Source organism: Deltaproteobacteria bacterium HGW-Deltaproteobacteria-18 (assembly GCA_002841885.1).
Classification (GTDB): Bacteria; Desulfobacterota; Desulfovibrionia; order Desulfovibrionales; family Desulfomicrobiaceae; genus Desulfomicrobium.
This window is the reverse complement of sequence record PHBE01000010.1, coordinates 1-20,591: the sequence shown is the minus strand read 5'-3', so window position 1 is coordinate 20,591 and position 20,591 is coordinate 1. Positions and strand designations below refer to the sequence as shown.

General features: G+C 62.3%; 14 protein-coding genes. 9 read left to right on the top strand and 5 right to left on the bottom strand.

Annotated elements, in window-relative coordinates:
* Position 1: 1 nt before the first annotated feature.
* Positions 2-2,476 carry a copper-translocating P-type ATPase gene (locus tag CVU60_10555; protein ID PKN41451.1) on the bottom strand — a complete coding sequence of 825 codons (2,475 nt, stop codon included), beginning with the start codon at positions 2,474-2,476 and terminating at the stop codon, positions 2-4.
* Positions 2,477-2,710: 234 nt separating this feature from the next.
* On the opposite strand from CVU60_10555, the gene CVU60_10550 reads away from it, so the two are divergent.
* From CVU60_10550 to CVU60_10525, 6 genes are all read left to right on the top strand, one after another.
* Entirely contained in the window at positions 2,711-3,361 is a 651-nt protein-coding gene (locus CVU60_10550; protein PKN41450.1) for a succinate dehydrogenase/fumarate reductase cytochrome b subunit, read from the top strand.
* Between the two features lie 15 nt (positions 3,362-3,376).
* On the top strand, positions 3,377-5,236 hold the full coding sequence (locus tag CVU60_10545) for a fumarate reductase flavoprotein subunit (protein ID PKN41449.1): 1,860 nt from the start codon (positions 3,377-3,379) through the stop codon (positions 5,234-5,236).
* 12 nt (positions 5,237-5,248) lie between these two features.
* A complete protein-coding gene (frdB, locus tag CVU60_10540) occupies positions 5,249-5,986 on the top strand; it encodes a succinate dehydrogenase/fumarate reductase iron-sulfur subunit (GenBank protein ID PKN41448.1) in 738 nt (245 codons plus the stop codon).
* 2 nt (positions 5,987-5,988) lie between these two features.
* A complete protein-coding gene (locus tag CVU60_10535; protein ID PKN41447.1) occupies positions 5,989-6,828 on the top strand; it encodes a fumarate hydratase in 840 nt (279 codons plus the stop codon).
* On the top strand, positions 6,828-7,385 hold the full coding sequence (locus CVU60_10530; GenBank protein ID PKN41446.1) for a fumarate hydratase: 558 nt from the start codon (positions 6,828-6,830) through the stop codon (positions 7,383-7,385). The genes CVU60_10535 and CVU60_10530 overlap by 1 nt, the downstream gene beginning before the upstream one ends.
* 467 nt (positions 7,386-7,852) lie before the next feature.
* On the top strand, positions 7,853-9,175 hold the full coding sequence (locus CVU60_10525) for a malate dehydrogenase (protein PKN41551.1): 1,323 nt from the start codon (positions 7,853-7,855) through the stop codon (positions 9,173-9,175).
* An 81-nt stretch (positions 9,176-9,256) separates the two neighbouring features.
* Here the strand turns inward: CVU60_10525 and CVU60_10520 are convergent, their stop codons facing one another.
* Complete coding sequence (locus CVU60_10520; protein PKN41445.1) at positions 9,257-9,805, bottom strand: hypothetical protein; 549 nt, start codon at positions 9,803-9,805, stop codon at positions 9,257-9,259.
* Between the two features lie 134 nt (positions 9,806-9,939).
* A complete protein-coding gene (locus CVU60_10515) occupies positions 9,940-10,923 on the bottom strand; it encodes a hypothetical protein (GenBank protein PKN41444.1) in 984 nt (327 codons plus the stop codon).
* A 216-nt stretch (positions 10,924-11,139) separates the two neighbouring features.
* On the opposite strand from CVU60_10515, the gene CVU60_10510 reads away from it, so the two are divergent.
* Positions 11,140-12,321, top strand: coding sequence for a 23S rRNA (cytosine(1962)-C(5))-methyltransferase RlmI (locus CVU60_10510; GenBank protein PKN41550.1), 1,182 nt, complete (start codon positions 11,140-11,142; stop codon positions 12,319-12,321).
* Between the two features lie 93 nt (positions 12,322-12,414).
* Here CVU60_10510 and CVU60_10505 read toward each other — a convergent pair whose 3' ends face one another.
* Together CVU60_10505 and CVU60_10500 are read right to left on the bottom strand one after the other, a co-directional pair.
* Positions 12,415-15,672 (bottom strand): multidrug transporter AcrB, encoded by a 3,258-nt coding sequence (locus CVU60_10505; GenBank protein PKN41443.1) that lies wholly within the window; start codon positions 15,670-15,672, stop codon positions 12,415-12,417.
* 3 nt (positions 15,673-15,675) lie between these two features.
* A complete protein-coding gene (locus CVU60_10500) occupies positions 15,676-16,860 on the bottom strand; it encodes an efflux RND transporter periplasmic adaptor subunit (protein PKN41442.1) in 1,185 nt (394 codons plus the stop codon).
* Positions 16,861-17,343: 483 nt separating this feature from the next.
* Here CVU60_10500 and CVU60_10495 point away from each other — a divergent pair, with 483 nt between their 5' ends.
* A complete protein-coding gene (locus tag CVU60_10495; protein PKN41441.1) occupies positions 17,344-19,425 on the top strand; it encodes a type VI secretion system tip protein VgrG in 2,082 nt (693 codons plus the stop codon).
* On the top strand, positions 19,422-20,378 hold the full coding sequence (locus CVU60_10490) for a hypothetical protein (GenBank protein ID PKN41440.1): 957 nt from the start codon (positions 19,422-19,424) through the stop codon (positions 20,376-20,378). The genes CVU60_10495 and CVU60_10490 overlap by 4 nt, the downstream gene beginning before the upstream one ends.
* Positions 20,379-20,591 lie beyond the last annotated feature (213 nt).

The following is a 20,591-nucleotide window of genomic DNA, read 5'->3' as shown; positions in this document are numbered from 1 at the left end:
TTTATGCATTGGGAGGAACAAAAAAACGCAATCGCAAGGCATTCGTGACTACGAGTACCGAGCTCATGGCCATGGCCGCTCCGGCCAGCATGGGGCTCATGGTCGGCCCTCCGAAGACATGCAGGAGTCCGGCCGCGATTGGCAGCCCGATGGTGTTGAAGGCGAAAGCCCAGAACAGGTTTTGGCGGATGTTGCGCATCACGGCGCGGCTCAGGGAGAGGGCCGTGAGCACGCCAAGGAGGTCTTCGCGCATGAGCACGACGTCTCCGGACTCCATGGCAACGTCCATGCCGCCGCCCATGGCCACCCCCAGGTCGGCCCGGGCCAGGGCCGGCGCGTCATTGATCCCGTCCCCGACCATGCCGACGACGCGTCCTTCCTGCTGCAGCTCGATGATGACCTCGGCCTTGCGGTCCGGCAGCACTCCCGCGATGACCCGGTCGATGCCCAGTTGCGCGGCCACGGCGTTGGCGGCCCGCTTGGAGTCGCCGGTCAGGAGCACGATCTCCATGCCCAGGTCGCGCAGGCGCTGTACCGCCTTCGCCGATTCAGGCCTGAGCTGGTCGCTGATGGCCAGCAAGCCCGCCAGGCCATTGTCCACCGCCACATGCACCACGGTGGCCCCTTTTTCTTCCATTCGCTCGCGCACGGCTCTGGCTGCTTCGAGATTCAGGTTCCGGGCCTGCATCAGCCGCTCGTTGCCGATGGCCACGGTGCGGCCATCCACCGTGGCGGTTACGCCCTGTCCGGGAACGGACAAAAAATCCCCGGCCTTGGGCAGGGGACCCTGCGCGGCCGCGACCACGGCCTGGGCCAGAGGGTGTTCGGACTGGGCCTCGATGGATGCGGCCAGGCGCAGCAGGGCGTCCTTGTCGAGCCCGGCGGTCGGATCGATCCAGACCTCGGCCAGCACCGGTTTGCCAACGGTCAGCGTCCCGGTCTTGTCGAAGACCAGGGTGTCAAGCTCTCCGGCGCGTTGCAGGGCACGGCCGGATTTGATCAGCACTCCGAGCTGCGCGCCCCGGCCCGTGCCGACCATGATGGAGGTCGGCACGGCCAGGCCCATGGCGCAGGGACAGGCGATGACCAGCACGGAGATGGCGATGCGCAGGGCAAAGACAAAGGGTTCGTCGCTGAAGAAATACCAGGCCAGGCCCGAAGCCAGTGCCAGGGCCATGACCACGGGCACGAAATAGTAGCTGATGGTGTCGGCCAGACTGGCGATGGGCGCTTTGGAGCCTTGGGCGTCGCGGACCAGCTTCACGATGCGGGCGAGCATGGTGTCTTCGCCTACCAGAGCGGCGCGCATGACGAACGCCCCCGTGGTGTTGAGCGTGCCGCCAAAGACGCGGTCGCCGGGACCACGGCGTACCGGCAGGGGTTCGCCGGTGAGCATGGATTCGTCAACATGGCTGTCGCCTTCGGCCACGTCGCCGTCCACCGGCAGGCGCTCGCCGGGTCGGATGCGCAGGAGGTCGCCTGGTTCGATCTCCTCCACCGGGATCTTGCGCTCTTCATCGCCGTCGACAAGCGTGGCCGTATCCGGCGCCAGGGCCATGAGCGCCCGCACCGCGCTCGTGGTCTTCGACACGGAGCGGGCCTCGAAAAACTTGCCCAGCGAGATCATGGCGATGAGCACGGCGGCCGATTCGTAATAGAGGTCCATGGCGCGCGCCATGGCGTCCACCCCGAGCCATATCTCGATGGTGTTCCACAGCGAGTAGACCAGGGCCGCGCCCGTACCCACGGCCACCAGCGAATCCATGTTCGGGGCGCGCCTGACCAGGGCCGGGAAGCCGATCAGGTAGAAGCTCCGCCCGCTCCAGACCACGGGCAGGGTCAGCAGGAGCTGGCCCAGGGCAAAGGTGCCCGGTGCGTGCATGGGATCGAGGAAGTTTGGCAGGGGCATGCCCCACATGTGACCCATGGACAGGATGAGGAGCGGCAGGGCAAAGGTCATGGACCAGATCACGCTCCGCTTTTTCTCCTCGAGCCGCGCGGCTATCCGCGCCTCTTCGTCTCCAGCGCTCTGCTTTTGCGGTATGCTGGTGGTGAAACCTGCATCGTGGATGGCCTGGCGGAGTGTGCGCTGCGAGACCAGAGCCGGGTCAAAGACGAAGCGGCCGCTCTCTGCGCCAAGATTGACGCTGGCTTCCTTCACCCCTTCCAGGCGAGCGGTGACACGCTCGATGCGCGAGGAGCAGGCCGCGCAGTGCATGCCGCCGATCTTGAGTTCAAGATTGCTGGAGGAGGCAGGCGGTTCAACGGAAAAACCCAGCTCCCGCACCCGTCCCAGTATCTGGTCCAGAGAAGAGTCTTGCGGATCAAAATGCAGATCCATTTCTCCCGTGGCCAGATTGACGGAAATGTTCTCCACTCCGGGCATGCCTCCGATCACTTTTTCGATGCGGGCCGAACAGGCCGCGCAGTGCATTCCAGCCACTGGCAAACGTATTGAGCGCAACTTCGAATTCATGCTATGTCCCAAATTATATTTCTTTTGTTTCGTGCTGTTATGTAGTTCTTGCGAGGCCGCTCACAAGTGTCCTGTCGTGCCGTGTGATTGACTGATCAATTGTATTCGCGTACCATGCGTTTCAACAAAATTTCCTTTCCCGAGATTCTTCGGGCTCCCATCGTTTCTTGAAACACAAATTGGTTGTTCAACCAGGGGCCGTTGATGCAGTGGCTCCGCAATTTCGGAGGAAGTATGTCCGTTCACGCCACCATGCATGTCGCGCGGCCGGGACGCAGGGATGCGTATCTCGACTGGCTCCAGATGCTCACCGGAGTCGGGCTGGTCCTGTTCATCGCCTTCCACACCCTGCTGACCGCGTCCATCATTTTTGGGGCCGGGGCCCTGGACGCAGTGGCCGGAGCATTGGAAAACCTGCATCTGGATACCCTGGCACATATCTTTGTGCCCATTCTTTTTTTCATGCATTTCATCATCGCCGCGCGCAAGATTCCCTTTCGTTTCGAAGGCCAGGAAGTCATCTGGCGCAACGCGCGTCTGCTGAACCATCGCGACACTTGGCTGTGGCTGGTGCAGGCTGGTTCGGCCATGATCATTCTTGTCCTGGGCGCCATCCACATGTGGACCAACATCAACGACTCCGCCATCCTGGCCGCCACGTCCACGGCTCGGGTCCAGAGCGGCGGCTGGTTTCTCTTCTATCTTGTCCTGGTCCCCCTGGTGCAGCTGCATGTCTTTATCGGCGTGTACCGCATCGGGGTCAAATGGGGCTTCATCAGCGACGCCGCCCGTCCCAAGACCGTGAAAATCCTGACCATCGCCTTCGGCTGTGTTTTGGCCATCGCCTTCATTGCGTTGGTTCGCTACGCCACCATGACCGTCTAAATTCCGGGAGCATTCATGTATACCCATACTTCTGATCTGCTGGTCATCGGCGCTGGTCTGGCCGGCGAGCGCGTGGCCGTGGAGTCGGCTCTGGCCGGGTTCGACGTCGTCTGCCTGTCCATTGTTCCGGCAAGGCGTTCCCATTCTTCCGCCGCCCAGGGCGGCATGCAGGCCGCCATCGGCAACTGCGCCATGGGAGAGGGTGATAATCCTGATGTGCACTTCATGGACACGGTCAAGGGATCGGATTGGGGCTGCGACCAGGAAGTGGCTCGCATGTTCGCCGACACCGCGCCCATCGAGATGCGCCGCCTGGCCCACTGGGGCGTGCCGTGGAATCGCGTGGTGCCTGGCACTTCCTCTTATTTCAAGGGCGGAGAGAAATTCGATAAATTCGAAAAGCCCGAGAAGGAAGGCCTCATCACGGCCCGTTCCTTCGGTGGCACGGCCAAGTGGCGCACCTGCTATACCTCAGACGGCACGGGCCACGCGGTCATGTGCACCATGGACAACAAGTGCGCCGAGCTTGGCATCAGCGTCATGGACCGCAAGGAGGCCATCTCGCTGATTCATGACGGCGAGCAGTGCATGGGCGCCATCGTGCGCTGCCTGCGGACCGGCAGGCTGGAGACCTATCTGGCCAGGGCCACGGCCATCTGCACCGGCGGCTTCGGGCGTCTCTACAAGGCCACTACCAACGCGGTCATCTGCGACGGCGGCGGCCACATCCTCGCCCAGGATACGGGCGTGGTGCCCATCGGCAACCCCGAATCCATCCAGTTCCACCCTACGGGCATCGTGCCCACCGACATCCTCGTCACCGAAGGCTGCCGGGGCGACGGCGGAACGCTGCTCGACGTCAACGAAGAGCGCTTCATGCACATCTACGAGCCCGAGAAGGCCGAGCTGGCTTCCCGTGACGTGGTCGCGCGGCGCATGACCGAGCACATGCGCGCAGGCAAGGGCGTGCCCTCGGCCTACGGCGAGCACCTCTGGCTTGACATCCGGCACTTGGGCGACAAGCACATCTCCACCAAGCTGCGCGAAGTGGACGAGATCTGCCAGAACTTCCTGGGCGTCGATGCCCGCACCCAGCTCATCCCCGTGCGTCCGACCCAGCACTACACCATGGCCGGCGTGCGCACGGACAAGAACGGCGCAGCCTATGGCCTCAAAGGGCTCTTCTCGGCCGGCGAGGCCGCCTGCTGGGACATGCACGGCTTCAACCGCCTGGGCGGCAACTCCTTGGCCGAGACCGTGGTCGCCGGCGGCATCATCGGAGTCAAGATCGTCGAGTTCCTCAAAGGCAACGAGACGTCCTTCAATACCGGCGTCATCAAAGCCGAAGCCAGGCGCCAGCAGGAACGCATCGACAACCTGATCAGCGGCCGCCTGGGTCGTGAGAATGTCTACAAGGTACGCGCCGAGATGCAGGAAGCGCTCATGCAGGGCTGTTTCGTGTTCCGCAACGAAAAGGACCTGACCACGTGCGTGGAGGTGCTGCAGGGCCTGCTTGACCGTTCCGGCAGGATCGGGCTGGTCTCCAAGGGCCTTGGCGCCAACCATGAAGTGGCCGCAGCGCTCAAGATCCGGGGGCAGGTCCGCCTGGCCATGTGCATCGCCCAGGCCGCCCTGGTGCGCCGGGAGAGCCGCGGCAGCCACAACCGCGAGGATTTCCCCGCCCGCGACGACAAGAACTGGCTGAACCGCACTTTGGCCTACTGGCCCGAAGGGCGGGCCATGCCGGAGCTCAAATACGAAGAGGCGACCCCGCACTTCGAGATTCCTCCGGGAGACCGCGGCTATGGCGGCGGCAAGATCATTCATGCCGACCCACAGGAAATCGAGGCCAAGACCATCACGAAGAGCAAGTAAGAGGGACACGACATGGGACGACTGCTCCAGTTTGAAATATTCCGCTACAATCCCGAGGACAAGGAATCCACTCCGCACATGCAGACCTTTGTGCTGGAGGAGACCACCAACATGACCCTCTTCATCGCGCTCAACCGTCTGCGCGAGGAACAGGATCCGGGTCTGATCTTCGACTTCTGTTGCCGGGCGGGCATCTGCGGGGCTTGCGCCATGGTCATCAACGGCCGCCCGGGTCTGGCCTGTCAGACCAAGACCAAGGACTTGCCCGAGACCATCACGCTCATGCCCCTGCCCGTCTTCAAGCTCATCGGGGACCTGTCCGTGGACACGGGCATCTGGTTTCGCGAGATGTATCAGAAGACCGAATCCTGGATCCACACCACCAAGGAGTTCGATCCGGCCAGGGAAGAAGAGCGCATGGACAACGCCGTGGCTGAAGAGATCTACGAGCTCGAGCGCTGCATCGAATGCGGCTGCTGCATCTCGGCCTGCGGCACTGCGAGGCTGCGCGACGACTTCATGGGCGCGGCCGCCCTGAACCGTGTTGCCCGTTTTGTCATCGACCCGCGCGACCAGCGCACGGACAATCAGTACTTCGACATCATCGGCAACGATTATGGCATCTTCGGCTGCATGGGCTTACTCGCCTGCGAGGATGTCTGTCCCAAGAAGCTGCCCCTGCAGAACCAGCTCGGCTTCCTGCGGCGTAAAATGGGCATCACGGCCATCAAACAGTTTATCAGGAAATAGACATGCGAACATTGAGCGCCATCCAGGTCATCGATGCCGTGGCCAAGATGTGCATCGACTCCAACCGCTACCTGCCAGGCGACTTGCGTCGACGGTTCGCCGAATGCGCGGCCCGGGAGGAATCCCCTGCGGCAAGGGAAGTCTTTCGCCAGCTGACTGAAAACTATGAACTGGCCGAGGAAACGGGGCTGCCCCTGTGTCAGGATACTGGCCTGGCCGTCTTCTTCGTGGAGATGGGCGAGGAACTGCGGGTCGAGGGCATGAACATCCGTGAAGCCATCAATGAAGGCGTGCGCAAGGGATATGCCGACGGCTTTTTGCGCAAGTCCGCCTGCGACCCCCTGACCCGCGCCAACACAAAGGACAACACCCCGGCCATCATTCACTTCGACATCGTGCCCGGCGACAGGCTCAAAATCGCCTTCATGGCCAAGGGCGGCGGCAGCGAGAACATGTCCCGCGTGACCATGCTCGCCCCGGCCCAGGGCTGGGAAGGGATCAAGAAGTTCGTCATCGAGCGCGTGGCCGAGGCCGGGCCCAACCCCTGTCCGCCCACGGTTGTCGGCATCGGAGTGGGCGGCACCTTCGACTACGCGCCTATCCTGGCCAAGAAGGCGCTGCTCAGAAAACTCGATGACGTGAACCCCGACCCCAAACTGGCAGCCATGGAAGAGGAGCTTCTCGAAGCCCTGAACAAGCTCGGCATCGGCCCCATGGGCCTGGGCGGCAAGACCACCTGCCTTGGCGTCAAGATCGCCATGAGCCCCTGCCACATCGCGAGCCTGCCCCTGGCCGTGAACATCCAGTGTCATTCCTCCAGACATCAGGAGGTGGAAATCTGATGGCCGAGTACACATTGCAGACCCCGCTGACGGACGAGGTCATGGCCAAGCTCAAGGCCGGTGATGTGGTCAGGCTGACGGGAACCATCCATACGGCGCGCGACGCGGCCCACAAGCGGCTCATCGACCTGCTGGACAAGGGCGAGCCCCTGCCTTTCGACCTCAAGGGCTCGGTCATCTACTACGTGGGGCCAAGCCCCGCGCCTCCCGGCCGTCCCATCGGCTCGGCAGGGCCCACCACCAGCTACCGCATGGACACCTACGCCCCGCGCCTGCATTCCCTCGGCTGCAAGGCCTCGGTGGGCAAGGGCAAGAGGAGCGACGCGGTCAAGCAGGCCCTGAAAGACCATACGGCCGTGTACTTCGGCGCCACGGGCGGGGCCGGCGCGCTCCTGTCCAAATGCATCACGGCGGCCAGGGTCATAGCTTTCGAGGAGCTTGGGCCAGAGGCCATCCGCGAACTGACCGTGGTTGATTTTCCCCTGCTGGTCATCAACGATTCCCACGGAGGGGAATTGTACGTGCAGCCCGACCGCAAGGCGGCGGGGCTGGAATAGGCGGAAGAGGGCGGCCACGGGGGGCCGCCCCTACGGTTTGGTGGATTCCGGAGCGATGCATCATTGGTTCGTCCCGACGATATGGCTGGATTCTGGGACGATGCATTGTTGGGCCAACCGCCGATATGAACGGATTTTGGGGCGATGCATCGGTGGCGCGGGAAGGGTGACGGATTTCAGGGTGGTATATCGTAGGGGCGGCCCCCCGTGGCCGCCCTTCTTCCACCCGCACAAACACGCCTCCCCGTAAATCCACGCGTGACGTTTATCATTTTTATTCATGTTAGTTGCGAAAAGAGACGCCCAGACATGTTCCGTGCGAACATTGGCCGCATAAGCTGCGTAACAATCGGCAGATATGTGGGACGTCGCCTTGCGCCCCGCAAGGGGCTTGCGCCTTGACCCCTTTCAAGGGGATGCGATTGAATATCAACGTCGCTGAAGCGGCATCACATTTGGAGGACAACATGGCTCTTTTCACACCCCAGGAAGCCCTGGACTATCATTCCGAAGTGCGCCCCGGCAAAGTCGAGGTCGTGCCCGTCAAACCCTATTCCACCCAGAAGCACCTGACCATGGCCTACAGCCCGGGCGTGGCCGAGTCCTGCCTGGCCATCGCCAAGGACAAGGAACTGAGCTACAAGTACACGGGCCGCGGCAACCTCGTGGCCGTGGTCTCCAACGGCACCGCCGTCCTGGGCCTGGGCAACATCGGCGCCTACGCCGGCAAGCCCGTCATGGAAGGCAAGGGCCTGCTCTTCAAAATTTTCGCCGACATCGATGTCTACGACATCAACCTCGACGTGACCGACCCCGACAAGCTCTGTGAAATCGTCAAGGCCCTGGAGCCGACCTTCGGCGGTATCAACCTCGAAGACATCAAGTCCCCGGAATGCTTCTACATCGAGGACAAGCTCAAAAAGGAAATGAATATCCCGGTCTTCCATGACGACCAACATGGCACGGCCATCATCTCCGCTGCGGGCCTGCTCAACGCCCTGGAGATCACCGGCAAGAAGATCGAGGATCTGCGCATGGTCGTTTCCGGAGCCGGCGCCGCGGCCATCTCCTGCACCCGGCTCTACGTGGCCCTGGGCATGAAGCTCGAAAACATCGCCATGTTCGACTCCCGCGGTCACCTGCACCTGGGCCGCCCGGACCTGAACGACCAGAAGCGCGAATTCTCCACTGAAAAAGCCTTCGGCTCCCTGGCCGAGGCCATGGTTGGAGCCGACGTCTTCCTGGGCCTTTCCAAGGCAGGGGTGGTCAGCAAGGACATGGTGGGGAGCATGGCCAAGGATCCCATCATCTTCGCCTGCGCCAACCCCGTGCCCGAAATCTCCTACACCGACGCCAAGGAAGCCCGCCCCGACGCCATAATGGCCACGGGCCGCTCGGATTACCCGAACCAGATCAACAACGTCCTGGGTTTTCCCTTCATCTTCCGCGGGGCGCTTGACGTCATGGCCTCGAACATCAACGAGGAAATGAAGATGGCCGCCGCCAGGGCCCTGGCCGAACTGGCCAAGCAGCCGGTGCCGGATTACGTGCTTGAGGCCTACAACCTCGACAAGCTGGAATTCGGCATCGACTACATCATCCCCAAACCCGTGGACCTGCGCCTCATCGAGTTCGAGTCCGCAGCCGTGGCACAGGCCGCCATGGACACGGGCGTGGCTAGAAAGCCCATCGCGGATATGGACGCATACCGCGCCAACCTTCGCGAGCGCATCGCCAAGTCCCGTGAACGTTTGGACGCTTTTGTGAAGACCTATCCGCAGATTTTCTAGCGGAACCTTTCGCGGCAAAAAAGAACCGCCCCGTCAGCTAATGTGCTGGCGGGGCGGTTCTTTTTTGCCGTGTCCATCGAATCAGCGCCCGGGGCGCACCTTGGACGCAATCTGCTTGCATACCTGCTCGTAATTTTCCGGAGTGCAGAAGACGGCGATGTTCTGGGCGAATCCGCCATAGACCATGATTGTATTGCTGCTGGGGAGGTCCTTGGTTTTTTTGATGCTGCCCCATTTGACCAGCACATCCTGGCGGGACTGGGCCAGGATTCCGGCTCCTGCCGCCGCCGGTTTTCCCGAGAGCAGACCGAGCACGACAGTGAGGCCGTTGATGATGCGGTTCTGTTTGGCCTGACGTGCGGCGGTTCTGCAGCGGACGCCTTTGTTGTCGACAATGAACTCGGCATCGTATTTTCCGCCCCAGACAATCATGATGAAGAGCCAGGTCAAAAAAAAGAGCGCGCCTATGAGGATGGCCGGATAGAGAAGGTCGGCGGGTTTTGCGCCGCTCAGGAGCATGATCACGAAAATCAGTCCGAAGGGAATGCCTATGGCCAGTCCCATCTGCCGCAGGATGATGGGGTTCCGAAAGATTGGAACCTTTATCGACCACTCGATTCTTTCGCTCATGTTGGACCTGCCTTGGGATGGGTGCGGGAGGGCGGATAGCCGGATGGCGACCTGCAAAATCATATATCAGAGCCCGGGGTTCTGGCAACGCCCGGACCGGGCATGACCGGAGCCGATCATGAAAAGGCCCTGGCCTAGCGCAGCCTGAAATGGATGGGCAGAATGACCTGACAGGCCACGGGTCTGCCTTTGAAGGTCGCGGGGCGAAAACGCGAAAGCAGGACCGCTTCCCGGGAAGCCTCCTCCGTGCCGAATCCCACGCCCCGCAGAACTTCCACATCGCGCACTGTCCCGGCTTCATCCAGGGAAAGCTTCAGGAGCACGATCCCTTCCTTGCCCAAGCGTCTGGCTTCGTGCGGATATCTGGGCTGGGCCATGCGGACGATGCCCGGACCGCCTGGCGTGCCGAACTTTGCCACGCTGCTGTCAACTCCGCCGCTTCCAGTGCCTGCTGAGCCTTGTGAGCCTGCGCCGACTCCGGCTCCGGATGCGCCGGAGCGATTCTCTTGGCCCATGCCTTGCGGAAGGCTCGCGGCTCCGGCCTGAAGTTTTCGGGGTCCGGCCTGTTGCTCCGTGGCTTCGGGGCGGCCAGTCTCGTCCCCATGTGAATTCAGGACTTGTTCCGGCGGTGATGCTGCGGCGACGATGTCTGCGCTGAGCGGCTTCTCCGGGTTCCGGATTACGGGCTCGGCGGCAGGCTGTCGAACAGGAGGCTGTTCCTGCGGAATCTGTTTTGGGGAATGACGCTCGACCGGCGTCTGACTGATGGGTGTTGGTTCGGGCGTCGGTTCGGGCGTCGGTTCGGGTGTCGGCTCGGGCGCCGGCTCGGGCGTCTGCGTCGAGGCGTGCGAGGCAGGGGTGGGCGATGCGTCCCGGGCCTGAGTTTCCGCTTTGGAAGCCGGGGGCGCGAAGGGTGCCCCTGCGGTCCGGGCGGAGGATGGCACTGTGTCCGGATTGCCCAGCAAGGGCAGCAGGGTTGACTCGTCGGTCCCGGCCTGTCCCCCGGAAGAGAGGCCGCCCCCTGAGCCGCCACCGGAAAGTTCCAGGGCCATGAGCATGAGGCCGCCCGATCCTTCGCCCCCGGGGCCGAGCCAGATCCCGAATGCGGCCAGGACCACGGCATGGATCAGCAGCGCGCAGAGCACGGAGACGAGGCACTGCCGGACCTGAAATGGCCGGTTCCTGGCGGCCGTTGCCTGCCAGCCTTGCTGCGGGGCGTGATTTTTCCCGTGGACGCTTTCGGTGGCTTTTCCTATGTCTTGCGCAGCCGTCACGCTTTCGGCGTGCAGGACTTCACCGCGCGGGGCATCCCCATGCGCAGCAAGGAAATCATCGTGGACCCACAACTCATCATCGTCGCGGGGCGGGAAAAATCTCTGCTCAGGCGTCATCCCTGGATCTTTTCCGGTGCCGTGGCCACTGTCAAGGGCAGACCCGCATCCGGGCAGACCGTTGAAGTCCTCGGGCAGAACGGACAATGGCTGGCCCGGGCCTCATATTCTCCCAAATCGCAGATCATGGGCCGGGTCTGGACCTTTGATGCCGGGGAGGCCATCGACGAGGAATTCTTTTTGCGCCGCATTCTTCAGTCGATCGGCAGGAGAAAGGATTTTGAAAACTCAAGCAATGCGCTGCGTCTGGTGCATTCCGAATCCGACGGGCTGCCCGGGCTGATTCTGGACCGTTACGACGGGGTTCTTGTTTTTCAGTTGCTGACCGCAGGCACGGAATTCTGGCGTGAAGCCATTGTCGGGGCATTGCGGAGCATCTTCCCCGAAGACGCCATCCTGGAGCGCTCGGATGTGGATGTGCGGGCCAAGGAAGGTCTGGCCGCAAGGACTTCGGTCGTGCACGGGCAGGTTCCGGAGCAGGTCGCGATTCACGAAAACGGCGTCAAATATCTGGTCGATGTGCATGGCGGCCACAAGACCGGCTTCTATCTGGACCAGCGCGACAGCCGCCTCGCCGTGGCCAGGGCCGCAGGGGGACGCGAGGTGCTGAACTGCTTCTCCTACACCGGCGGTTTCGGTCTGGCCGCGCTCGGCGGCGGCGCGGCGCATGTGACCCAGCTCGACGCCTCGGCCCCGGCTCTGGCCCTGGCCGAACGCAACCGGGAATTGAACGGTTTCGCGGCCGGGAGCATGGACACGGTCTGCGGTGACGCCTTTCAGATCCTGCGCAACTGGCACAAGGAAGGACGCACCTTTGACCTCATCGTCCTCGACCCTCCCAAATTCGTCGACTCCAAGGCCAGCCTGAACCGCGCCTGCCGGGGCTACAAGGACGTCAACCTGAGCGCCTTGCGTCTCCTGAATCCAGGAGGACGGCTTTTCACCTTCTCCTGCTCCGGCCTCATGGAAGATGGCCTGTTCCAGAAAATCGTGTCCGACGCCGCCCTGGACGCTGGCCGCACCGGCCGCATCATCCACCGCCTGACCCAGGCCGGTGACCATCCCGTCTCCCTGGCCTTTCCGGAAGGAGCATATCTGAAGGGGCTTGAGGTGCTGGTGGAGTGATCCTCCAGCCGCCTCAAGCCGTCACCTCCATACGCGGCATCCGGTGGTGCAGGCCCGTCAGTCAGGGCGTTGCGTCACCGGCCTCTTGATTCTTCAGGGCGCGACCACCTCGTTTTCGACCCCGCTCCTCTTCTGATCCAGATAGTACATCACCGGCACCACCATCCTTGAAAACAGCGTCGCCGCCACCTCCCCGGCCAGAAGCGAGATGGCCAGGCCCTGGAAGATGGGGTCGAAGAGGATGACGAAGGCTCCCGCGACCACGGACAGGGCGGTCAGCACCATGGGCCTGAAGCGGACGGCCCCGGCTTCGACCACGGCGTTTTCGAGAGTTTCGCCCTGTTCGCGGCGCATGGTGATGAAGTCGACCAGGATGATGGAGTTGCGCACCACGATGCCCGCTCCGGCGATGAAGCCGATCATGGACGTGGCCGTGAAGAAGGAGCCGGAGATGGCGTGGGCCGGGATGATGCCGATGAGCGAGAGCGGGATGGGGATCATGATGGCCAGCGGCGTCGTGTACGACCCGAACCAGCCCACCACCAGGATGGCGATGAGCACCAGCACCACGGCAAAGGCCACGCCCATGTCCCGGAAGACCTCGTAGGTGATCTGCCATTCCCCGTCCCACTTCAAGGCAATTTCGTGGGTCGTGTCCGCGCCGCTGGTGTATAGGCGGGTCAGGGGCCGCGTGTCCCCGGCCTGCCATGCGCCCTGGCCGGTCGCTGCCAGTTCGTCCAAAGCCTCGTCGATGCGGGCCATCCCGTAGACCGGGCTCTCTTCCGCTCCCGCCATGTCGGCAGTCACGTAGATCACGGGCAGCATGTTCTTGTGGTAGATATAACCCGGCGCGACTCCCTGCGTCAGGCTCGCGATCTGGTCGAGGGAAACCATCTGTCCATTCTCTCCGCGTACGGGCAGGGTTTTGAGATCTTCCGGGTGTGAGCGCCGGGAGATGGGCAGGCGGACCACGATGGGGATGTCCTCCCGGGCGCGCGGATCATGCAGGATGCCGACCTGCATGCCACCAACGGAGGTGGCCAGGACCTGTCTGGCCCGGTCCGGGCTGATGCCGTTTTGCAGGGCTTTTTCCGGGTTGACCCTCACTCTCGTCTCGGGGCGCGGATCGTTCACGTACCAGTCCACATCCACCACGCTTGGCGTCCGGGTAAAGATATCCTTGACCTGTAAGGCCACGGCCTGCCTTGAGTCGTGGGTCGGGCCATAGATTTCGGCCACCAGGGTTTGCAGCACCGGCGGACCTGGCGGCACTTCCACCACCTTGATTCTGGCCCCGAGTTCCCTGGCACGTGGCGCGATGGCTGTCCGCACCCGACCCGCGATCTCGTGGCTGGAGGCGTCGCGATCTCCCCGGCCGACCAGGTTGACCTGAATCTGGGCCACGTTTGGACCCTGGCGCAGGTAATAGTGACGCACCAGCCCGTTGAAGGAAAAAGGCGCGGCCGTGCCCACATAGAGTTGCACGTCGGTCACCTCCGGCTCCGTGATTACGGAGCGCGACAGCTCCTCCGCGGCGGCCATGGTGGTCTCAAGGCCCGTTCCGTCGGGCATGTCGATGACGATCTCGAATTCGCTCTTGTTGTCGAAGGGCAGCATCTTCACCAGTACTGCCTTGAGCGGAAAGAGACTGACGGCCAGCAGGAGCAGGGCGGCCATCGCGGCCAGAAACAGGGCGCGGAAGCGGGGCCGCTCGATGAGATGGCGCATGAGCCAGATGTAGCCACGCGTGAAGATGTCGTCGTGGGATTCGGGCTCGTGGCTGTCCGAAGGTTTGAGAACCCGTTTGGCCAGCCAGGGGGTGATGACGAAGGCCACGGCCATGGACAGAAGCATGGCCATGCTGGCTCCCACCGGCATGGGGCGCATGTATGGTCCCATCAGTCCGCCCACGAAGGCCATGGGCATGATGGCCGCGATGACCGTGAACGTGGCCAGAACCAGGGGTGCGCGCACTTCGCTGACGGCCTCGATGATGACTTGGGAAAAGGGCCGCCCCGCCGATCCCGGCAGGCGCACGTGGCGCACGATGTTCTCCACGTCCACAATGGGGTCGTCGACCAGAATGCCGATGCAGAAGATGAGCGCAAAGAGGGTCACCCGGTTCAGGGTGTAGCCCAGCAGCCAGTAGGTGGCCAGGGTCACGGCCAGGGTCACGGGTACTGCCACCATGACCACCACGCTGGCCCGGTTGCCCAGGAAAAAAGCCACGATGCCGCCCACGGACAGGGCCGCTATGGCCAGATGAAAGAGCAGTTCGTCGGATTTGTGTTTGGCCGTCTCGCCGTAGTCGCGCACGATGACGGTCTGCATGTCTGCCGGGATGACCGTCCCGCGCAGGCTCTCGATGGTCGCCAGGGCCTTCTGGCAAAGCTCGGTGGCGTTGATGCCCGGGCGCTTGGCCACGGTCAGGGTGATGGCGGGCTGGAGTTGCCCGGTCCCGGCGGCCAGCCCCTTGGATTCGGCCCGCGTACCCGGGGCAAAGAGGACATAATCCTCGGGTTCGGCCCAGCCGTCGCGGATATCCGCCACGTTGCCCAGGGTCACGGGGTGGCCGCCCTGCACGGCGATGACCGTCCCCGCCACATCGGCGGCGGAGCGCAGGGCATTGTCCAGACGGACCTGGCGGCTGGCTCCGGCCGAAGTCATGAGTCCGCTCTGGTCGGCCTGATTCTGGCTCGCGATGGCCGCAGCCACATCCACGCTGTCCAGATTCAGGGCACGCAGCCGCTCCGGGTTCACTTCCACGGTCAGGGCCCGCTTACGGCCGCCGATGAGGCTCACTTCCGAGATTCCGTTTATGGCCCGCAGGCTCTCGGCCACCTCGGCCGCGACCTGGCGCAGGGTCCGGCTGTCATGGGTGTCGGAGGTCAGGGCCACGGCCAGGACCGGCACGTCGTCGATGGAGCGCGGTTTCAGGATGGGCTGCGTGCATCCGGGCGGAATCCAGTCCAGATGCTGATAGAGCTTGCTATAGGCCTTGATCAGGCTCTTTTCCACATCCTCTCCGACCAGAAAGCGGACCACGGTCAGGGCCTTGCCGTCCATGGCCGTGGAATAGACGTATTCCACTCCCGAAATCTCCCACAGCATCTTTTCCATGGGTCCGACGACGCGCTTTTCGATCTCTTCCGGCATGGCGCCGGGCATTTCGACCATGATGTCGATCATGGGCACGATGATCTGCGGCTCTTCCTCGCTCGGAGTGCGCAGCACGGCAAAGACGCCGAGAAAAATGGAAAAAACGATGATGAGCGGGACGAGCTTGGAGTCCACGAAGCTCGAAGTGATGCGGGTCAAAAAATCGTGGTTGTGCGCAGGGTGATTCGACATGGGCTACTCCCGGACCAGCCGGTCGCCTTCGCGGGCCACGGCGGGCGCGCTGAGGACCACCTCGTCGTCCGGGGAGAGGCCGGACAGCACCTCGACCAGGATCTCGGCCCCTGTGGGCGCCGTGCTCAGCTGGTCCGTCCCGGTCTGGAGGATGAAGGTCTGCCCGTCCAGTACGGCTTTCTGATAGACGCCGCCGATTTTTACGATGCGCAGTCGCAGCGTGGATTCGTCGTCGACGATGAGCGCCGTGGTCAGTTCCCCGCGCGGCCTCAAGGCGGAGTGCGGGACCAGCAGTTTTTTGGCCGTGCCCACGGGTACGCAGATCTTGCCGTACATGCCGGGGCTGGGCGTGGAGTCCAGGGCGGCCTTGACCCTGAAGGATCGGCTGGCGGGGTCCACCTGGCCGATCACGGCCGAGAGGGTGGTCAGGAACGGAGCCTCGGACAGGGACGGAATGAGCGCGACCACGTTCATGCCCTGTTCGATGCGCCCGAGCAGGGATTCGTCGGCCTGGGCCACGAGGTCGAAGCCGCTCTTCAGATCATCCACCTCGGCCAGGGGTGTTCCGGCCTGTACGAACGATCCAAGGTCGACATGGCGGCGGGTCAGCACCCCGCCCAATGGGGATGTCACGGTGCTGTATTGCATCAGCGCGCGGATTTCAGCGCCCTGGAAACCGGCGGCGCTGGACTGTGCGGCCATGGCCTTTTCCTGACTGGCCAGGGCCTCGTATTCGGCCTGGGCCCGGTCCACATCGTCGCGGCTCACGGCTGCCTGGCGCAGCAGTTTTTGCATGCGCTCCAGGGTGGCCTTGGCCTGGGCCTTGCGCGCCGCCAGCGCCTTGCTCTCCAGCCCGGCCTGTCCGGCAGTGGCGCGCATGCTTTTTTCGCGCTGCTGCAGTTCGGCGTCGTCGATGCGCAGGATGATCTGTCCCGCCGTGAGCACATCCCCTTCCCTGGCCAGGATTTCAGTCACGGTGCCGCTGGTCTTGCTGGCCAGGGTCACACTGTTGCGCGACTCGACCTGTCCGGGGAGGCTCCTGCATTCGTGCGCCTCAGTCCGGGCCAGGCGCAAAGTCTGAGCCTTTATTGTTCGTGGTTCGGCCTTGGAGGGGGCGTCGCCCTGGCTGCATGCGGCAAGGAACAGAAGGATTATCAAAAACAGGGCGGGTCGGAGGGATGGATGCATGATGGGTTCCCCGTGGTGAAGGTGTGTCTTGTCGTTTGTATACCCGGGAGTGAGCGGAATTCAACCTCCGTTCGACGGATTTGTTATCTTGAGCGGGTTTGTCGGAAATGCCCCCGCCTTTGTACGCTTTTTCTTGAACAACCCATGTTCAGATCTGTTTTATCATAAATCCGATAATGTGGCTCGAAGAGCTGGTCTTCCGGGGCGTGGTTCTTCGGGATTTCGTATTTAAGGAAGATTGGTCCGCGTGCCTCGATACCACGGGTGTCTTCCCGAAGTGTTTTTTTTCATGGTTTGCTTCCGAATGGGGAACCATGGCGTACCGCGTCTTTGGCGTCGATTCCGTATGACTCTCGGCCTTTCGCGGGCCTTTTTCACCAGAATCATGCCGCGAAAGTACATATTTCCCCGAATTTTTCTGATGCTGCGATACTGGCATAATGAACCAAAAACTTTCGCCGTGACACGGCGCAGGGAGGTTCAATGCGGCATCCGACAGCAGACAGTTCCTGGTTCACCTTCGAGACCCCCGCCATTCCCGGCTTCAGAGTCTATGCCTTCTCCGGCGTCGAGGAAATGCATCGCCCCTACGAGTTCGGGATCGAACTTGTCCACGACCTCGACAACCTCGATTTCGCCGCGCTTCTGGGCCGGACCGCCTGCCTGTCCATCCGGGACAAGAGCGGCGGCGTGCGGCATGTGCACGGCGTCATCCACCGCTTCCGGCAGCTGCACACGTCAAACCAGCGCACCCACTACCGTTGCCTGCTCGTACCCAGACTTCATTTTCTGAATCAGGTCACGGACCACCGCATCTTCCAGAACATGAACGTGACCCAGGTCATCGAGCAGATCCTGAAAGAGCAGAACTTCACGGGCGACTCCTTCGCTTTCAAATGCTTCTTCGACTACGCGCCGCGCGAGTACTGCGTGCAGTACGGCGAAACGCACCTTCATTTCATCTCCCGCCTCTGCGAGGAGGAAGGCCTCTATTTCTACTTCGATCACTTCAAGGACCGGCACGTGCTCTGCTTCTCGGACATGCCGGACGGCCCTCGGATCGAAGGGGAAAGCCTGGTGCGCTTCCACCCCGGCGCCGGGACCGAGACGGATACGGCCACCGTGCGCAGCATCGAGATGGACCGGGACATCCGCAGCGACTCTTTCACCTTCAGGGAGTGGAACTTCGAGAAGACGCGTCTGGACCTGCAGGTCAGGCTGGCCGAGACCGACCCCGTCAAGGCGCCTGTCCCGGTGGGCATGAACCTGGAGCAGTACCGTTACCCGCACCTGTACCAGTTGCAGAAGGACGGCAAGCGCTATGTGAACCTCGAACTCCTGCGCAATTTCAGCATGAGCGCCTGGGTCGACGTGACGACCGATGTCTCTCGGATGACGCCGGGATACGTGTTCGAACTCTTCGAACACCGCCGACAGGACTACAATGCGAAATGGTGGGTGGTCCGCGTTGAGCACCGGGGTGAGCAACCCCAAGTCCTGGAACACGAGGCCCCGGACCGGGGCATGATGTACGGAGCAAACGTGCGGGCCATCCCCAATACGACCCGCTTCATACCTGCTTCGGACCATCCCAGGAACCCCATCTACGGGGTGCAGACGGCCATTGTCACGGGGCCCGACGGGGAGGAGATCTTCCCGGACCAGTACGGCCGCGTGAAGGTGCAGTTTCACTGGGACAGAGAAGGGCGGCGCGACGAGAACACCACCTGCTGGATTCGTGCCTCCCAGGGCTGGGCCGGAGGACAGTTCGGAACCATGGCCATCCCGCGCATCGGCCAAGAGGTGCTGGTCACCTTCCTGGAAGGCGACCCGGACCGCCCCGTCATAACGGGCCGGGTCTTCAACTCCGCGAGCCCTGTGCCCTACCCCCTGCCCGCAAACAAGACGCGCACGGTCTTCAAGTCCATGTCAACGCCTGGAGCCGAGGGCGAACCACGCGGGTTCAACGAACTGCGCATCGAAGACAAGAAGGGCCAGGAAGAAATCTACGCCCACGCGGAAAAGGACGTGAACGTCTACGTCAAGAACGACTGGAAGGAGCACATCCTGCACGACCAGCACCGCACCATCGACAATTTCTCGTACTCGCTGGTCAAGGGCGAAGACCATCAGACCGTGCACAAGGATCGCAAGGTCGAGCTGCTGTCGGACGACCACCTGACGGTCAAGGGCAACAGTCATCGCAAGATCACCGAAAAATGGCTGGTCCGGGCCGGGGCCGAGACGCACCTCAAATCCGACATCAAGACGGTCTTCGAGGCCGGCACGGAACTGACCATCAAGGCCGGCGGCAGCTTCATCAAGATCGACCCGTCGGGGGTGACCATCAACGGGGCCAAGATCAAACTCAACTCCGGGGGCAGCCCTAGGTCGGGATCGGGGGCGAGGCCGCTGCTGCCTGGCGATGCGCGTCTCCCAGAAATCGAAGAAGCTTGGCGCCTCGATGGTGACGAGCTTTCGGCCCTGCAGGACTCATCGTCCGGGTCCAGGCGGATCGGCATGCCTTTCTGCGCTACCTGCGCACCACTCACGGAGGAGAAATGAGTATGCCGAACGAGAATGATCTCTGCATTTTCAGCAAGCTCTCGTCGCACGATCTTGCCGCCATGTTTGCCACCGCCCGGCAAAACGGTCTGTACATTGACGCCATTGTCGCCGTCGATGCGACTGTGCAGATGCTTGACGACTATTATTCCCTGAAGGGCAATGACGCCTTTCATCCCCTGCTCAAGGATACTCCGTACGCCGCACTTTGGGCTTCGATGCCCTACCTGAACCGGCTTGGGTCGGATTCCAGACTCGAAACCTATCTCATTGCCGAACAGTCGGCTTGGGGATTCTTTGCCGTCACGGCGGCAAGTGAACAGGCGCATTGCGGCCACTGGCGGAGTCTGTGCGAAGTCCTTCTGCCTTCGGGCATGAAATCGTTCTTCAGGTTTCAGGATCCTGGAGGATTGGAAAAGTTGCTTACGACCTTCAGCGACCAGGAACGGGGCTGGTTTCTTGGGCCTGCCGCGCGTCTGCTCATCCCAAGTCGAAATCATGACGGGGAGAGGGTGTGGCTGGATGTCCCGAATCCAGTCTTGTCCGGGCGCACGGAGCGCGAGGTGGCAGATTTATACCGGCCGGCTTCGGGCCGTCCCTGGTGGGAAGTCAGGGAGGAACATCTGGAAGGCATGGCGCAGGAAAACCGAGCGGCTCTCATCTACAACCTTTCCCAGGATCTCAAGGAACAAGCGCCCGTTACGGCGTCACTGGCGGCGGAGTATTACGGCTCGCTGGAAACGGCGGTTGGGGAATATGTGGATGCGGCTATGGAATACGGGTTTGCGGACGAGACCCATATCTACATCTTTCTTCGTTTGTGCCTGACCATGCCTTTTGGCGCTCAAAGGGGGCGTGCTGTTCAAGAAGCGATGAGAAACGCTTCCCAGGATCCCATCTCGGCCATCGACCAACTCCGCATACTGACTCTGCTGAAAGGAGAATCAAGATGATCATGCAAACCAGGGTGTTGCGGATGAACCTTATGGCAGGAGCGGTATGATGAAAAAACCGATCCGGGTAATTCTTCTTCGACACCCAGTTGATCGTGCTGCGTGACGACGGGATAGAAGTGGCTCAGTTTATTTGAACAGATTCGCCTGATTTTTAGGTGGAATCTCCGCCATTCTTACATCGCCATTTTTACCAGGGGCATCTGTTCGGCA

Excerpts from the sequence above, each read along its gene's own strand:
- CVU60_10555 (PKN41451.1), bottom strand. The coding sequence starts at position 2,476 with ATGAATTCGAAGTTGCGCTCAATACGTTTGCCAGTGGCTGGAATGCAC.
- CVU60_10550 (PKN41450.1), top strand. The coding sequence starts at position 2,711 with ATGTCCGTTCACGCCACCATGCATGTCGCGCGGCCGGGACGCAGGGAT.
- CVU60_10545 (PKN41449.1), top strand. The coding sequence starts at position 3,377 with ATGTATACCCATACTTCTGATCTGCTGGTCATCGGCGCTGGTCTGGCC.
- frdB (PKN41448.1), top strand. The coding sequence starts at position 5,249 with ATGGGACGACTGCTCCAGTTTGAAATATTCCGCTACAATCCCGAGGAC.
- CVU60_10535 (PKN41447.1), top strand. The coding sequence starts at position 5,989 with ATGCGAACATTGAGCGCCATCCAGGTCATCGATGCCGTGGCCAAGATG.
- CVU60_10530 (PKN41446.1), top strand. The coding sequence starts at position 6,828 with ATGGCCGAGTACACATTGCAGACCCCGCTGACGGACGAGGTCATGGCC.
- CVU60_10525 (PKN41551.1), top strand. The coding sequence starts at position 7,853 with ATGGCTCTTTTCACACCCCAGGAAGCCCTGGACTATCATTCCGAAGTG.
- CVU60_10520 (PKN41445.1), bottom strand. The coding sequence starts at position 9,805 with ATGAGCGAAAGAATCGAGTGGTCGATAAAGGTTCCAATCTTTCGGAAC.
- CVU60_10505 (PKN41443.1), bottom strand. The coding sequence starts at position 15,672 with ATGTCGAATCACCCTGCGCACAACCACGATTTTTTGACCCGCATCACT.
- CVU60_10500 (PKN41442.1), bottom strand. The coding sequence starts at position 16,860 with ATGCATCCATCCCTCCGACCCGCCCTGTTTTTGATAATCCTTCTGTTC.
- CVU60_10495 (PKN41441.1), top strand. The coding sequence starts at position 17,344 with ATGCGGCATCCGACAGCAGACAGTTCCTGGTTCACCTTCGAGACCCCC.
- CVU60_10490 (PKN41440.1), top strand. The coding sequence starts at position 19,422 with ATGAGTATGCCGAACGAGAATGATCTCTGCATTTTCAGCAAGCTCTCG.